The organism is Trueperella sp., from assembly GCF_043424875.1.
Lineage (GTDB): Bacteria > Actinomycetota > Actinomycetes > Actinomycetales > Actinomycetaceae > Trueperella.
In genome coordinates this window covers 1-15496 of sequence record NZ_JBHWPL010000111.1, presented here as the reverse complement: position 1 = coordinate 15496, position 15496 = coordinate 1, and the positions used below count along the sequence as shown (strand labels likewise).

13 protein-coding genes are annotated in these 15496 nt (G+C 63.3%); 11 read left to right on the top strand and 2 right to left on the bottom strand.

The genetic code is table 11. The annotated features are described in order from the left end of the window. The 8 genes from ACHFFR_RS08950 to ACHFFR_RS08915 form a co-directional block, all read left to right on the top strand. A partial coding sequence (locus tag ACHFFR_RS08950; protein ID WP_394263921.1) for a DUF2207 family protein occupies positions 1–1658 on the top strand: 1658 nt, incomplete at its 5' end. A 33-nt stretch (positions 1659–1691) separates the two neighbouring features. Then, the gene (locus ACHFFR_RS08945) at positions 1692–1904 is read left to right on the top strand and encodes a hypothetical protein (RefSeq protein WP_394263920.1); all 213 of its coding nucleotides are present in this window, start codon (positions 1692–1694) and stop codon (positions 1902–1904) included. Beyond that, on the top strand, positions 1905–2888 hold the full coding sequence (locus ACHFFR_RS08940; RefSeq protein ID WP_394263919.1) for a bifunctional riboflavin kinase/FAD synthetase: 984 nt from the start codon (positions 1905–1907) through the stop codon (positions 2886–2888). Positions 2889–3048: 160 nt separating this feature from the next. Then, positions 3049–3318, top strand: a complete 270-nt coding sequence (gene rpsO, locus ACHFFR_RS08935; RefSeq protein WP_394263918.1) for a 30S ribosomal protein S15 — start codon at positions 3049–3051, stop codon at positions 3316–3318. Between the two features lie 195 nt (positions 3319–3513). Further along, the gene (locus tag ACHFFR_RS08930; protein ID WP_394263917.1) at positions 3514–5844 is read left to right on the top strand and encodes a polyribonucleotide nucleotidyltransferase; all 2331 of its coding nucleotides are present in this window, start codon (positions 3514–3516) and stop codon (positions 5842–5844) included. 109 nt (positions 5845–5953) lie between these two features. After that, entirely contained in the window at positions 5954–7279 is a 1326-nt protein-coding gene (locus ACHFFR_RS08925; RefSeq protein ID WP_394263916.1) for a M16 family metallopeptidase, read from the top strand. Between the two features lie 21 nt (positions 7280–7300). Next, positions 7301–8035, top strand: coding sequence for a 4-hydroxy-tetrahydrodipicolinate reductase (gene dapB, locus ACHFFR_RS08920; protein ID WP_394263915.1), 735 nt, complete (start codon positions 7301–7303; stop codon positions 8033–8035). 5 nt (positions 8036–8040) lie between these two features. Further along, complete coding sequence (locus ACHFFR_RS08915) at positions 8041–11238, top strand: SNF2-related protein (RefSeq protein WP_394263914.1); 3198 nt, start codon at positions 8041–8043, stop codon at positions 11236–11238. On the opposite strand, the gene ACHFFR_RS08910 is transcribed toward ACHFFR_RS08915, so the two are convergent. Beyond that, positions 11235–11363, bottom strand: coding sequence for a hypothetical protein (locus ACHFFR_RS08910; RefSeq protein ID WP_394263913.1), 129 nt, complete (start codon positions 11361–11363; stop codon positions 11235–11237). The genes ACHFFR_RS08915 and ACHFFR_RS08910 overlap by 4 nt on opposite strands. Positions 11364–11505: 142 nt before the next feature. Here ACHFFR_RS08910 and ACHFFR_RS08905 point away from each other — a divergent pair, with 142 nt between their 5' ends. After that, entirely contained in the window at positions 11506–11982 is a 477-nt protein-coding gene (locus ACHFFR_RS08905; protein WP_394263912.1) for a hypothetical protein, read from the top strand. Here ACHFFR_RS08905 and ACHFFR_RS08900 read toward each other — a convergent pair. Continuing rightward, positions 11873–12460: a hypothetical protein gene (locus ACHFFR_RS08900; protein WP_394263911.1), complete on the bottom strand. Its 588-nt coding sequence runs from the start codon at positions 12458–12460 to the stop codon at positions 11873–11875. The two genes, ACHFFR_RS08905 and ACHFFR_RS08900, sit on opposite strands and share 110 nt — an antisense overlap. Positions 12461–12537: 77 nt before the next feature. Between ACHFFR_RS08900 and dapA the strand changes: the two genes are divergently transcribed. Further along, positions 12538–13434, top strand: a complete 897-nt coding sequence (dapA, locus tag ACHFFR_RS08895) for a 4-hydroxy-tetrahydrodipicolinate synthase (RefSeq protein WP_394263910.1) — start codon at positions 12538–12540, stop codon at positions 13432–13434. Positions 13435–13613: 179 nt separating this feature from the next. Then, positions 13614–15290, top strand: a complete 1677-nt coding sequence (locus ACHFFR_RS08890) for a ribonuclease J (protein WP_394263909.1) — start codon at positions 13614–13616, stop codon at positions 15288–15290. Positions 15291–15496 lie beyond the last annotated feature (206 nt).

The window sequence follows — 15496 nt, the reverse complement described above, 5'->3', positions numbered from 1 at the left end:
CGACGATTCACAGCATCGACATCGTTGCCGAGGTGCAATCTGACGGCTCGGCGATCATCACCGATACACGTACGTTCGAAGCTCACGAGGGCACCGAACACTACATCTCCATCGAGAACCTGGGAGAGTCTGACATCAGGGACTTCTCCGTGGTCTTGGACGGCCAGCACCTGACCGACGTGGGGGAGTGGGACGTGAACCGAAGCAGGCAGGATAAGGCTGGGCAATCCGGCGTCGTGAGACTCGACGACGGATACGAGCTCGCCTTCGGCTTCGGTGAGTACGGAACCCACACAGCCGTGATGACGTATCGGATCACGAACTTCGTCTATACCCTCGAAGACGGCGCGCAGACCGTCTACTGGGAATTCATCCCGCGCAACATGACGTACACGAACTCCGTCGATATCTCACTGACGAATACCGACGGCTTCCGCTACACCAAGGAGAACTCGCGGTTGTGGGGCTTTGGCTACCACGGTCGCACAAACATCACACCAGATGCGATGACGATGACGAGCGATTCCGCCATCGATACCGATAACTACATGACGATGCTTGCGATCTTCCCAGGCGCGCCATTTACCTCATCGGTCGCCTTGCCTCACACCTCGGATTCCCTCGAGGACATGGCGAAGGAAGGCTCGATATGGGACGGCGACGAGGGCGCTGATTCTGACCCGGGCTTTTGGCAGGAGACCGACGAATCCACCGGATCGAGTATTGCTGGGGCGATCGGGATTGTGGTGGGCTCAGTAGGCGCACTCATGGGCATCGTTGCCGCCGTTAGCTCCAAGAAGAAAAACGAGGACGCGCGCCGCCGCGGACTGTATCGAACGTCCGAGCCGCCAACAATTGGACGCGAGAATTACTGGCGGGATATCCCATTCGACGGACCGATCGTCAACATCTTCAAGATCCACGGTGAGGCGCTGCCGGATCTCGCCACGGCGCTTCTCTTGCAGTGGATCCGCGAGGGTGCACTGCGCGAAGTGACCCACGAGGCAGGGTGGATTTTCAAGCGGGACGAATCTGCATTTGCCCTCGTCCACGCGCCAGTGTTGCGGACGAAGGTCGAGGCGGACTACTGGGGATTCATCGTGCAAGCGGCCCGCAAGGACGGGGTTCTTCAGCGCAAAGAGATCGAACAGTTCACGCGCAAGAACACTCAGCTGGTCGCCGACTGGCAAACGGCTGCGAATGAATACTCGGAAGGGTTTCTTCTCGCGAACGGGCTCATGTGCGAGACGAAGACGAAGGTGCTGGGCATTTTTCCGCGTATCGACAGGCGCCTGACGACGTCTGGCATGGCACTCAAAAACCGTATCGAGGGCTTGAAAAATTACCTGCGCGACTTTTCATTACTCAATGAACGCGGCGCCTCCAACGTCATGCTGTGGGACTCCTACATGATCTGGGCCGGCTACCTCGGTATCGCGGAAGAAGTGGCGAAGCAATTCAACGTCGTCGATCCGTACTACACGAACAATACCTACCTCTCGGATTCAGCCGTCATCACCGGCTACTACTTCTCCACGAGCATGCGGCGTTCGTACACATCGGCCACCTCCTCGGCCTCGGGAGGCGGAGGCTTCTCATCGCTGGGAGGCGGTGGCGGCTCCTTCGGCGGGGGCGGCGGTGGCGGAGGCATCCGCTAAGGCTTTACCGCGCAGATCGGCTACGATATGCCCATGACTGAAAAATGCGGATGCGGTGGCCACGGCCACGGACACGGACACCAGGGACACGGACGCGGGCACGGAAAGGGTCACGGCCACGGCGGCGGTGGCTGCCAGTGCGGTGGACAGGGCAAGCGCCGCGGCCAGCACACGGAGAACACGCCGGCTAACGCCCCGCGTGACATGTCCGACGGGCGTGAGCAGCTCGGCCTACGCGGAGCATAAATGAAAGTTGTTCATTCGACCGAGGACTATCACCTTGGTCCATCCGTTGTGACCATCGGTATCTTTGACGGCGTTCACAAGGGCCACAACGCCATTTTGAACGAAACCGTCAAGCAGGCTCGCGAGCTCGGATACGACGCCGTTGCCCTCACCTTTGATCCGCACCCGCGCCACGTTCACCGCCCCGACGTCGAGATGCCACTCATCACTACGATGGACGACCGGCTGAACATGCTGGAAGCCGCGGGGATCGACGTCGTCGTTATCCAGGAATACGACCTCGACTACGCGAGCACGACGCCGGAAGACTTCATCGACCACCAGCTCATTGAGAAGTTGGGGGCCAAGGCCGTTGTGGTCGGTGAGGACGTGCGGTTCGGCAAAATGAATGCCGGGGACGGCGCGTTCTTGTGCAACTACGGCGGGGATCGAATCGACGTCACGCTCATCGACGATCTCGGGGCGGGGTCGGGCCGACGCTATTCATCCACGTGGATCCGCGAACTGCTCAACCAGGGCAACGTGCGGAAGGCGGCCAAGATTCTCGGGCGCCCCCACCGGCTACGCGGAGTGGTCGAACACGGCTTCAAGCGCGGCCGCGAACTTGGATTCCCCACGGCAAACCTTCCGGGGGAGGGCGTGGGCGAGGTGCCGCGCGACGGTGTATACGCCGGTTGGATTGTCCGGCGCCTGCCAGACTCGACGGCGACCGTCCACCTTCCAGCGGCAATCTCCATCGGCACGAACCCCCAGTTTGACGGGGATGTGCGCACGGTCGAAGCCCACGCGCTCGGGCGCGCGGACCTGAATCTGTACGGCGAAGAGATTGCGATCGACTTCGTGGACTACGTGCGCCCGATGCTCAAGCTCGATTCGGTGGACGCCCTGCAGGAGCAAATGGACGACGATCTGCGCAAAGCAGCAGAGATTCTCGGCGTGCCGGTCTCGTATCGTGTCAATCCCGAGGACGTCACGGCGCGCTGAGCTCGCGCGGCGCCGTTGTAGAGGCGCATCTCACCCAAACTGACAGGTGGGACCTTCGTGCCTGCATGCTAGACTTGTGGAGCCGTTTGATCGGCCACGGAGCGTCATTGCTCGGGAGAACATGCCCCGGGCTCCGTGCAACGAGTAGAAGGAGAATCGTATGGCTCTGACCAAGGAGCGTAAGGACGAGATCATCAAGGAATACGCGACTCACGAGGGCGATACCGGCTCTCCTGAAGTACAGGTTGCACTCTTGACCGCTCGCATTACCGAACTGACCGAGCACTTCCGCAGCCACAAGCACGATCACCATTCGCGCCGCGGCCTGATGTTGCTCATTGGTAAGCGTAAGCGCCTCCTGTCCTACCTGCAGAAGGAAAACATCGAGCGTTACCGCGAACTTATTAAGCGTCTCGGCCTTCGCCGCTAGATGCTGACTCGGCCCGCCCCATCGATGGAGCGGGCCGATTCTCGTTCCTCACACGTCACGTGAGACACCTTGAATAATCGGAGGCCCCAGCCTCCACGAGATTGAAAGACGATTCCCGACGGTCCTCGGTTGTGGTCACCGCTCCCGAAGCGGTGATGACAATCGATGGCCGCGGGCACGAAGAAAAGGAGATCCATGGAGGGTCCAGACGTAAAGTTTGCCGAAGCCGTCATTGACAATGGCGAGCACGGCACCCGCACTATCCGCTTTGAAACCGGCCTGCTTGCACGCCAGGCAGCCGGCTCGGCATTGGCCTACCTCGATGACGAGACCACGATTCTCGCCACGACGGCCGTGTCCAACCAGCCGAAGGAGCATTTCGACTTCTTCCCGCTGACCGTTGACGTCGAAGAGCGTCAGTACGCAGCAGGCCACATCCCCGGTTCGTTCTTCCGCCGCGAAGGCCGCCCGACCACCGATGCCATCCTCACCTGCCGCCTCATCGACCGTCCGCTGCGCCCGGCATTCGCCAAGGGCCTGCGTAACGAGGTCCAGATTGTTGCCACCGTGTTCGCGGTGCACCCGGACGAGGCATACGACGTCGTCGCAATGAACGCCGCCGCGATGTCCACCCAGCTGTCTGGCCTGCCGTTTGCCGGCCCGATCGGCGCCGTGCGTATCGCGCTGATCGACGGCGACTGGGTTGCCTTCCCGAAGTTCAGCCAGCTGCCTGACGCCACGTTCCAGATGGTTGTTGCCGGCCGTATCGTCGGTGAAGACATCGCCGTCATGATGGTTGAAGCAGAAGCTGGCGACCACGTGACCGACAACGTTGACAAGGGCGGCGTCAAGCCGACCGAGGAGACCGTTGCTGAAGGCCTCGAGGCTGCCAAGAAGCACATCCGCGTGCTGTGCGAAGCTCAGGCTGAGCTCGCAGACAAGGCCGCCAAGGAGACCGAAGAGCTCCCGCGCTTCCTCCCGTACGAGGACGAAGAGTACGACGCCGTCGGCGCTAAGCTCGACAAGTCGTTTGATGACCTGTGGGGCATCGTTGACAAGCATGAGCGTGACGAAGCGCTCAACGAGCTTACCCAGAAGATCGTTGACGAGATGGCTGACGCCTACCCGGAGCGCGAGCAGGCGCTGACCCTCGCGGTTAACGCCCACTGGAAGCAGGCCATGCGTCGCCGAGTCCTGACCGAGGGCGTGCGTATGGACGGCCGCGCACCGGATCAGATCCGTACCATCACCGCTGAGACGCAGGTACTCCCGCGCGTTCACGGCTCCGCACTGTTCCAGCGTGGCGAGACCCAGATCCTGGGCGTAACCACCCTGAACATGCTGAAGATGGAGCAGCAGCTCGACAACCTGTCGCCCATCACATCCAAGCGCTACATGCACCACTACAACTTCCCGCCCTACTCGACCGGTGAGACTGGCCGCGTCGGCTCGCCCAAGCGCCGCGAGATCGGCCACGGCATGCTCGCCGAGCGCGCCCTGGTTCCGGTTCTTCCCTCGCGCGAGGACTTCCCGTACGCGATCCGCCAGGTCTCCGAGGCCCTCGGTTCGAACGGTTCGACGTCGATGGGCTCGGTCTGCGCGTCGACCCTCTCGCTCCTCAACGCTGGCGTTCCGCTGAAGGCATCCGTTGCAGGCATTGCGATGGGTCTTATCTCCGGTGAGATCGACGGCGAGCAGCGCTACGTTGCTCTGACCGACATCCTCGGTGCAGAGGACGCTCTTGGCGATATGGACTTCAAGGTTGCCGGTACGCGCGACATGGTGACGGCTCTCCAGCTTGACACCAAGCTCGACGGCATCCCGGCAGAGGTCCTCGCAGCTGCTTTGCAGCAGGCTCACGATGCGCGTATCGCTATCCTCGACCTCATGGATCAGGCAGCGCCTGAGCCGGACGAGATGGCCGAGACCGCGCCGCGTATCATCTCCGTGAAGATCCCGGTGGACAAGATCGGCGAGGTCATCGGCCCCAAGGGCAAGATGATCAACCAGATCCAGGAGGACACCGGCGCTGAGATCTCGATCGAGGACGACGGCACCGTGTTCATCGGCGCTGACAACGGCACGGCTGCTGACGCGGCACGTGACACGATCAACCAGATCGCGAACCCGCAGATGCCGGAAGTTGGCGAGCGTTTCGTCGGCACCGTCGTCAAGACCACTACGTTCGGCGCGTTCATCTCGCTCTCGCCGGGCAAGGATGGCCTCCTGCACATCTCGCAGATCCGTCGTCTCGTCGGTGGCAAGCGCATCGACGCGGTCGAAGACGTCCTCAATGTTGGAGACAGGGTCGAAGTCGAGCTCGCTGAAATCGATCAGCGCGGCAAGCTCTCACTCCACGCAGTTCTTACCGATGAGCAGCTCGCTTCCGAGGAAGAGAACAAGTCGGAGGAGGACGAGCGTCCGCGCGGTCGTAACAACGAGCGCCGTGGCCGCGATGGTGAGGATCGCCCCCGTGGCGAGCGCCGTCGTCGTCGCACGCGCACGCGCGAGAACGACGACGAGTAATCCGCGGTGACGGACACGCATCACTAACTCGGTGGCCCGGATTCATTCCGGGCCACCGGTCTAGTAGCACCCGTGGATGAGCGCCGAGGCGCTCGCTCACCACAGGGCAATGACACGTGAGAGTAGAGCTGCCATCGCTATTGAGTTTCCTTTGATTGAACCCGGCACGGTCGAGTTTGACGACGCCGGAATTCTTACCCAGCGCACGCTGCTGCCGAGCGGCATTCGCGTCATCACTCAGCACGTGCCGGGGCAAAAGTCGGTATCGCTCGGGCTGGGTGTCGGAGTGGGGTCTCGCGACGAGGAAGTGGGCACGGAAGGATCCACGCACTTCCTTGAGCACCTCATGTTCAAGGGCACCGACACCCGTAGCGCCTCCGATATCTCCGCCCTCGGAGACTTCCTCGGTGGCACGCTGAACGCGGCCACCTCGCGCAAGTACACGGTCTACTACGGGCGCGTCTTTGAAAGTGACGTGCCACAGCTGCTCGATCTGCTCGTGGACATGATCGTCCGCTCCAAGCTCGAGCAGGAGGACATGGAGCTGGAGCGCCAGGTCATTCTCGAGGAGCTCTCAGCCTCGGATGACGACGTGCCGACAGTCGCGGAGTCAGAGATCCTGAAGCTCGTTATGGGCGATCACCCGCATGCGCGCCCGATCGGTGGCACGCACGAGACGGTCCTCGGCCTTGAGCACAGGCATATCATCGACAACTACCGAACGAATTACCATCCGGGCGAACTCGTGGTCACGGCGGCGGGGGCGGTCAACCATGGCGAGCTCACCGCGATGATTAGCTCCCTCCTCGAGGCCGCCGGCTGGGAGCTGCCCGATCGCGCACCGGCCAACCGGCGCATGATCCACAGCATTGACTACACGGGTGGCGAGACGGCGTTCGTCGAACGTCCGGGGCGCCAGAGCGCCGTCGTCGTCGGAATGCCAGGAATCAAACTGAAAGACGAGCGCGAGTCCGCAACCCTCGCGCTCGAAACCGTGCTGGGCGGAGGCCAATCGTCGCGCCTCTTTAACGAGGTGCGTGAAAAGCGCGGGCTGGCGTACACGACCTACGCCTGGTCGGCCACGCATCACGAGGGCGGTATCGCCGCGATGTCGGCGCAGTGCGCGCCTGAGGTGGCAGATAAGGTCGCGCAGATCATGTCGGATTGCCTCGACGATATTGCGGACAACGGCGTGAGCGACGAGGAAGTCGAGACGGCGTTCCATCAGCGGCGCGCGCAGCTCACGTTCGCGGCCGAGAATAATTCCTTTAGGCGAGGGCGCTTAGGCTATGCGGAAATCGTGCGCGGCTCGCTAAAATCGGTCGATGAGCTGGTGGCCGAGGCCCGGGCCGTGACCGCCGCCGATATTCAGTCGGTGGCGCAAGAATTCGCGAGCCGGCCCCACTCGCGCGTGACTGTCGGACCGGCGAGTTAGAATCACGGGCAAGGAGTGAAGATGAAGATTGCAGTTGTTGGAGCGGCCGGCCGTATGGGCCAGTCCGTGTGTGAGGCTATTGAGGGCGCCGAGGATCTTGAACTCGTGGCGCGCCTCGATCATGATGATGAGATTTCGGCAGACTCCCTCGAGGGCGCCGAGGTGGTTGTTGAGTTCACCGTGCCGAGCGCGACTGACGCGAACGTGCACGCCATTCTCGACGCCGGAGCCCACGCGGTCGTTGGTACGACGGGCTGGACGGACGAGCGCCTTGCCGAGGTGGAACGCCATGCCAAGCGTGTGGGCAAGAACGCCATCATTGCCCCCAACTATGCGCTCTCAGCCGTGTTGGCGATGGCTTTTGCACACAAGGCGGCCACTATGTTCGAATCCGTGGAAGTCATCGAACTGCATCATCCGGATAAGGTGGACGCGCCGTCGGGAACGGCTACCACGACCGCTCAACGCATCGGTGAGGCACGGGCCGAGGCCGGGATGACCAGCCCGGATGCCACCGAGACCGATCCGCACGGGACCCGCGGGGGAGTGATCGAGGGCGTCAACGTGCATGCTGTGCGACTGCGCGGCCTGTATGCCCACGAGGAGATCCTGCTTGGCAATCCGGGCGAACAGCTGACGATCCGGCAGGATTCGTTCGGGCGTGAGTCGTTCATGCCCGGAATCTTGCTGGCCGTGCGTTCGGTGGGATCGCGCGAAGGTCTGACCTACGGGCTTGAGCCGTTGCTGGACATCTAGGGCACGTGGCACAGTTCTACGGTCTGCAACATTTCGTTGACGCGGGCTCGCTGGCTCGCGGGCTGATCTACGCCACCCAAGGCAAATCCACCGCCACGAAAACGGACACGACGATCGAGGCGTCGACCCAGGGCAGTGGCGGAAACATCTACGATCAGTGGATCGACTACAGCCTCGACGCCGGGGAGATCACCGAGTTTTACGGGCGGTGCTCGTGCCCGGTGGGATACAACTGCAAGCACTGCGTGTCTGCCACGATGATCGCCCTCGACCTGCTGCCATCCTCGGTGTTCGCCGCTGCGAAAAGCCCCATGCGCTCTGGTTGGCGGCGCGAACTCGACCAGGTGCTTGGGCAGGTGGATACCGACCCCTCGCCGCTCGCCATCGCCATCGACTTCGAGCCGCCCCAAGAGCTCAACCCCGATATTCCCGTGTGGAAACAGCGCACGAGTAGCGGGCGGCTCATCGTGTTCCCGCTGCGCCAAGGCAAGCGCGGCGGGTGGGCGAAGTCGGGAATCTCGTTCTCCGCGCTCGAGCGCGGAAGGCTGCCCGAGTACGTGCCCGAGCAGGTGGCGGCGATCGCCGAGTTCATCTCGTCGTGCCAGATCGGTGCGGTCTCCAGCGTCGTCGTCGCCTCGGATTCCATCATGCTCAACTACGTCAACTCGCCGTTCGTCGGAGAGTTTCTCAGGCGGATGGTCGATGCGGGTGTTGCGCTTGTCGATGCGCGCACCTACGAACCCGTGACGATCGACGACGAGCCGATCATCCCGTTCATCGACGTGACCGACTCGCAGGGCTCCCTTCACGTGTTCACCGGAATCTCCCATCCGCGCATGACGCCCGATTACATGCTGTTTGGCCAACCGCGCCAAGGAGCCGTCTGGGACTCAGATGGCCTGCGCCTCGCGTTCTTCGATCCCGTGCCCACCGATGAGTGGAGCCGGTTTGACGATCGCGAGATCATCATCCCGCCGGGCGATCGCGAGGATTTCGAGCGCGAGTACCTGCCCCGCCTGAGCCGCCACGCCCCGATTCTGACCCACGATTACGAGCTGCCAGCCCCGCCCGAGCCGACGCTTCGGTTAACTCTGACGACGACGGTCGGCGAGCCATACCCGCTGGTGACGGCCACGTGGGAGTGGGCGTACACCGACGTGCGCGGGAAGACTGGCCGCCCCTACATGCTTTGGTCGGCGCCCGATGCGACGCGCCAGGCCGAGAAGGAGCGTGAGATTCGCGCCGAGATCACGGCGATCGTGGCTGAACTCTGCCCCGTCATGGTGGACGAAATCTTGCTGGGCACGTCACGGGTGACGGGGGAGGATTTGCTCCAACTGCCCGCGCTCATTGAGCGCCTTCGCGCCGAGGGCGTCGAGGTGATTGACGACGGGCCTGCGTACCGGCGCGCGAAGGATGTGCGCCTCGATGTGGACGTCGAGGAGGGCCGCGATTGGCTCGACCTCAAGATGCGGGTGCTCGTGGACGGCGTGCAGGTGGAAATCGCCGACCTTCTGCGCGCGCTCGCGTCCGGCAAGGACTTCGCGTACATCGATGGCGCCTATCTTGACCTCGAGAGCGAGGACCTGGCCAAGCTGAAGGATCTCATCGCCGAGGCTCGGAACCTTGGCGACGGGCGGCGCACAGGCCTTCGCGTGCCCAAGGTACGAACCTCGTGGTGGGAAGAGCTTCTCGATCTGGGCGTGGTCAGTGCATCCCAGCACGCTTGGTTCGAGGCCGTGCGCACCATGAGCGACGCCGGGCCGATCGAGATTCCCGCGGGTCTCGACGCCACGTTGCGCCCCTATCAGGTGGAGGGCTTCGAGTGGCTGGCGCGGCTTCGCGACGCCGGCCTCGGCGGCGTTCTCGCCGATGACATGGGCCTGGGCAAAACCGTTCAGAGCCTCGCGATGATACTGCATGATCGCCAGCGGACGGAGGGTAGCGCGCGTGGGCCGTGGCTCGTCGTCGCGCCGACCTCGGTGGTCAGCAATTGGGGGAGCGAGGCTCGCAGGTTCACGCCGAGCCTGAAGGTTGTGGGCATTGAGGCGACCGAACGAATCCGCGGTGCGAGTCTAGCCGACGCGACTGCCGGCGCCGACGTCGTCGTCACCTCCTATACCCTCATGCGTCTGGAAGCCGAGGCCTATCGCGAGCTTGGAATCACGGGCCTCATCCTCGACGAGGCGCAGAACGTGAAGAATCCGAAGTCGAAGGGCTTCGCGGTGGCGGCGAGCCTCGGCGCGCCCACGGTCTTTGCCGTCACCGGCACTCCGATCGAGAACAATCTGGGGGAGTTGTGGGCGATGTTCGCTCTGGCGGCTCCCGGGTTGCTCGGGAGCTCGGAGAAGTTCAATGACGCGTTCCGCAAGCCGATCGAAAAGGCCGCTGGCCTCACCGGTCCACGTAGCGAGGATGCCCGTGAGCTCGTCGCAACGCTGCGGCGGCGCATTTCGCCGTTCCTTCTGCGCCGCACGAAAGGTGCCGTGGCACTCGACCTGCCACCCAAGCAGGAACAGGTGCTCGGCGTGGAATTGCTCGGTGCGCATCGGCGTCTGTACGACGTGCAGCTGGAAAAGGAGCGGCACCGTGTCATGGGGCTCGGCGATGAGGATCGGATCGAAATACTTTCCGCGCTCACGCGCCTTCGCCAGCTCGCGATCGACCCGCGCCTCCTCGACGAGGATTCTGCGGCCCCGCCCTCGAAGCTCGATCAGCTCGAGATGCTCATCGACGACCTCGTCGCCGAGGGGCACACCGCCCTCGTCTTCAGCCAGTTCACGCGCTTTCTCAAACTCATCGCCGCCCGGCTGGACGCCGCGGGCATCCCGTATCTGTACCTGGATGGCTCGACGACGAACCGCCCGGCGCTCATCGAGCGCTTCGCCCGGGGTGAGGCGCCGGTGTTCCTCATCTCGCTCAAGGCGGGCGGCACCGGGCTGAACCTGACGATGGCGGACTACGCGATCCTCACCGACCCGTGGTGGAACCCGGCGGCGGAGGAGCAGGCGGTCGACCGCGCGCATCGCATCGGCCAGACCCGGCCGGTTCACGTGTACCGCCTCGTCTCGCGCGGCACCATCGAGGAAAAGGTGGTGGCGCTTCAGGACGCCAAGCGGCGGTTACTGGGCGTCATCTCGTCCGACGACGTCCAAACGGCGTCGGCCCTGTCCGCCGCCGAACTCCGGGCGCTGCTCGACTAGCTGGTCAGGGCGAGGGTGCAACCTGCGGTTCCGCTCGTCGAGCCCCGCAGGGCGAGTGAGACCAGCGATTTTGAGACGCCAGCCTTGCGTGCGACGTCGATGATGGTGGGTCGGCGGGGAGTCATATCTTTATTCGTACCAGATGCGCGCGGGGTAGCGACACCGTATTTGGAACGTTCCACAAACGTTCACTTTGATTCCACCATCGGGTCACTTCGCCTCCGTACATTCAAAGACGTCAGCAGTTGGAACGGTTTAGGAATGTACATGACGCACGCAGTTGCTCAGGCCGGGACCACCTCCATCGCCCCCGTCAAGCCGGCGGGTCTTCTTCTTGACTTTGGCGGCGTCCTGTTCTTGACGTCCAAGCCCGAGGGCGGTTTTGATCGCTGGCTCGAGTGGGCGTGGGAGCTTGGTATCAAGCGCGGCATCGTTAGCGACCTCGAATACGAGGACCTCAGCCGCGCCTTCCGCGCCGGCGTCGCTTCCCTTGGCGCATGGAAAGACAACGCGAGCCGGGAGGAGTTTCCGCGTGAGCTGACTCAACTTGAGATGGTTCGCGACCACATCGCGCCGGGCCTGCCCGCCGATGTTGCGGAGCTGCTCGTTTCCGAGGCAGGTGACCTGCTCGCGCCTACTGCGCGTCGCTCGTCAGGGTGGTCCACCACAGGTGCTCGGCGACCTCGCCGCCGTCGATCTCGGCAACCCGCCGGATCGGGCGAGGGGCGAAGCCGGAGCCGTTGAGGAAGTGGGTCTGCTGGTCGTAGCCGGCAATCACCCACATGTGGATCTCGGTGGCGTCCACCAGGATGTCCGTGATCGCCGCCAGCAATCGCGCCTCGTGGCCCTGCCCAGCATTCTTCATCGGCACGTGGAAGTTCGTGATCTCGTAAGCGATCCGCGGCTCGCCGGTCTCGGCGTCGAGTCCGTCTTCGTCGTCGCCGTCCAAAATCGCCGGGGCCGAGGGTGCGACGGCGGCAAAGCCCTGCACCTCGTTCCCAGTCACGGCCACGAGCACGTGGTGTTTATCGGAGGGCAGGTTGCCGATGGTCATCATCCACGTGGAGGCGAGGGAGCCCACCTCGAGCTGGGAGCGCACCACGTCAGAGGCTCGCCGGTCAAGGCCCGCGCTAATCGCTTCGAACATGGCTTCCGCCTGGAGTTGACCCATGGGCAGTGCGTCGTCGCGCCGAGCCGGGCGCACGGATTTCACGTCAGTCACGAGGCTATTGTGTCACTGAACGGTCCGAATCTCGAAAGGTCTGCCGCTTGGCCGCAGGGCCGGGCTAGGGTATGTGCATGGCTCAATTACCCTCTCGTTCATTTGGTTCAGTCTCTGTTGCGATGGTCACCCCTTTCCACGCGGATGGCTCCATCGATATCGATAGCGCCGTCAAGGTGGCTGACAAGCTCGTGAACGACGGCTGCGACGCCCTCGTCCTCTCGGGCACGACGGGCGAATCTCCGACCACTCACCAGCCCGAAAAGAACGAGCTCGTCCGCGAAGTGAAGGCCGCCGTTGACGGCCGCGCCATGATCGTCGCGGGCGCCGGCTCAAACGACACCGCCCACGCCGTACGAATCGCCAAGGGCGCGCAAGAATCGGGCGCGGATGGCCTGCTCGTCGTCTCGCCGTACTACAACCGCCCCTCGCAAGAGGGCGTCTACCAGCACATCATCGCGATTGCCGAGTCCACGGACCTGCCGGTCATGGTCTACGACATCCCAGGGCGCACCGGCGTCGCCATCTCAGACGTCACGCTCGACCGCCTCGCCGAGCACCCGCTCATCAAGGCCGTCAAGGATGCCACCGGCAACGTGCCACAGGGCTTCGAGCGCATCACGCGCACCGGCCTGGAGTACTACTCCGGCGACGACGCGCTCAACTTCGCCTGGCTCGCTCACGGCGCGTCCGGCGTCGTCTCCGTTGCCGGGCACGTCATCGCCGCCGGGCTGCGTGCGCTCGTGACGGAAGTCGACGACGGCGATCTGCCCGCAGCTCGCGCCGAATTCACCAAGCAGGCGCCGATCATCGAGGCCATCATGGGCGGGGGACAGGGCGCCGTCATGGCCAAGGAGGCCCTGAAGCTGCTCGGCGTCATGCCATCGGCGGCTGTGCGCTTGCCGCTGGTGGGAGCGTCCGAGGCGGAAATCGAGAACCTTCGAGTGGCGCTCGAGGCTGACGGCTACCTGTAAAGCAGGCTGCTGGCGGTTGCGGGCTGCTGGCGGTCTGCCGCGCAGCTGGCGGTAAGTCGGGCTGCTGACGCTAGTGCAGGTGCTTGCCGACAAGCCGGCGCGTATCATCCCGGTGGGGGAGCGACTTCTCTGAGAGGGGATAAATTAGGGCACAGGCCAAAGCGTGAGATAATGGACGCGTGACTGAACTTAATCTTCCCCCATCCATTGACAACGGCACTCTGCGAATCGTGCCTCTAGGCGGCATCGAAGAGGTTGGCCGCAATATGACCGTCTTCGAAATTGACGGCCGTATCCTCATCGTTGACTGTGGCGTGCTCTTCCCAGAAGTCATCCAGCCGGGCGTGGACCTCATCCTTCCCGACTTCGACTATCTGCAGGACAAGCTCCACCAGATCGACGGCATCGTTCTCACCCACGGCCACGAAGACCACATTGGCGCCGTGCCCTACCTGCTCCGTCTGCGTAAGGACATTCCGCTGATCGGGTCGAAACTGACGATCGCCCTGGTCGAGGCCAAGCTCGAAGAGCACAAGATCAAGCCGCACTCGCTCGTCGTCGAAGAAGGCGATGTGGAAAAGATCGGCAACTTTGAATGCGAGTTCATCGCCGTCAACCACTCGATCCCTGACGCGCTCGCGGTTGCGATCCGCACGAATGCGGGCACCGTGCTCCATACTGGCGACTTCAAGATGGATCAGCTGCCACTCGATGGCCGCGTGACCGATCTTCGCGGGTTCGGGCGTGTTGCCGACGAGGGCGTTGACCTGTTCCTCGTCGACTCCACGAACTCCGAAGTTCCGGGCTTCGTGCCGTCCGAGGTGACGATCGCTCCCGCACTCGAAGAGGCGATTGACCAGGCGCGCGGCAAGGTCGTCGTCGCCTCATTTGCCTCGCACGTTCACCGGGTCCAGCTCGTCATCGACGCCGCAGCCAAGTACAACCGCAAGGTCTGCTTCGTCGGCCGTTCGATGGTGCGCAACATGGGCATCGCCCACGACCTCGGCTACCTCTCGATTCCCGATGGCACGCTCGTCGACCTGAATCAGGCGGCGAATCTGCCCGACGACGAAATCGTGTACATGTCCACCGGTTCGCAGGGCGAGCAGATGGCCGCCGTCTCGCGAATCGCCAACGGTCAGCACCGCTCGATCACAGTGGGTCCGAACGACACGGTTGTCTTCGCCTCCTCGCTCATCCCGGGCAATGAGGAATCCGTCAACCGGCTCATCAACCAGCTGACCAAGCTCGGCACCAAGGTCATCCACTCCGGCAACGCGCACGTGCACGTTTCTGGCCACGCGTACTCGGGGGAGATCCTCGTGCTATACAACGTGGTTGAGCCCGAGTACGTCATGCCCGTACACGGCGAGGCCCGCCATCTTGTGACGAACGGCAAGCTCGCCGTATCCACCGGCGTGCCGGCGCAGAACGTGCTGCTGACCCGAAACGGAACCGTGATCGACATGGTCGCTGGCCACTCGAAGATCGTCGGCGAGGTTCCGGTCGGCTACGTGTATGTGGACGGCAGCTCGGTTGGCGAAATCACCGAGGCAGAGCTCACCGACCGCATCACTCTTGGCGAGGAAGGCTTCATCGCCATCTTCGCGGTGGTCGATATGGACAAGCGCAAGGTTCTGTCCGGCCCGCACATTCAGGCCCGCGGCATGGCCGAGGACGATTCCGTTTTCGACGAGATCATGCCTGGCGTGCGCCAAGCCCTCGACGACGCCGTCAACAACCCGAAGTCGAGCACCCACCAGATGCAGCAGGCTATGCGCCGCGTCATCGGCCGCTGGGTTTCGCGCAAGCTTCGCCGCAAGCCCATGATCATCCCAACAGTCGTCGAGGGCTAGGCGATACCCCACTCGGGTTTCCTCGCCGCTGGCGGGGGTCATCGTCGTCGTTATTTGCTGGGCGGCGTACCTTTCGGGTTGCCTAGCTGCTAGCGGGCGTTAGGGATTGGTCCGTGGTTGCCAGGCGGCGTACTGTTCGGGTTGATTTCCGCCAGACGAGGTACGACGCCGGGCCCCTCGGGTTTCCTAGGCGACGGACGGACAGT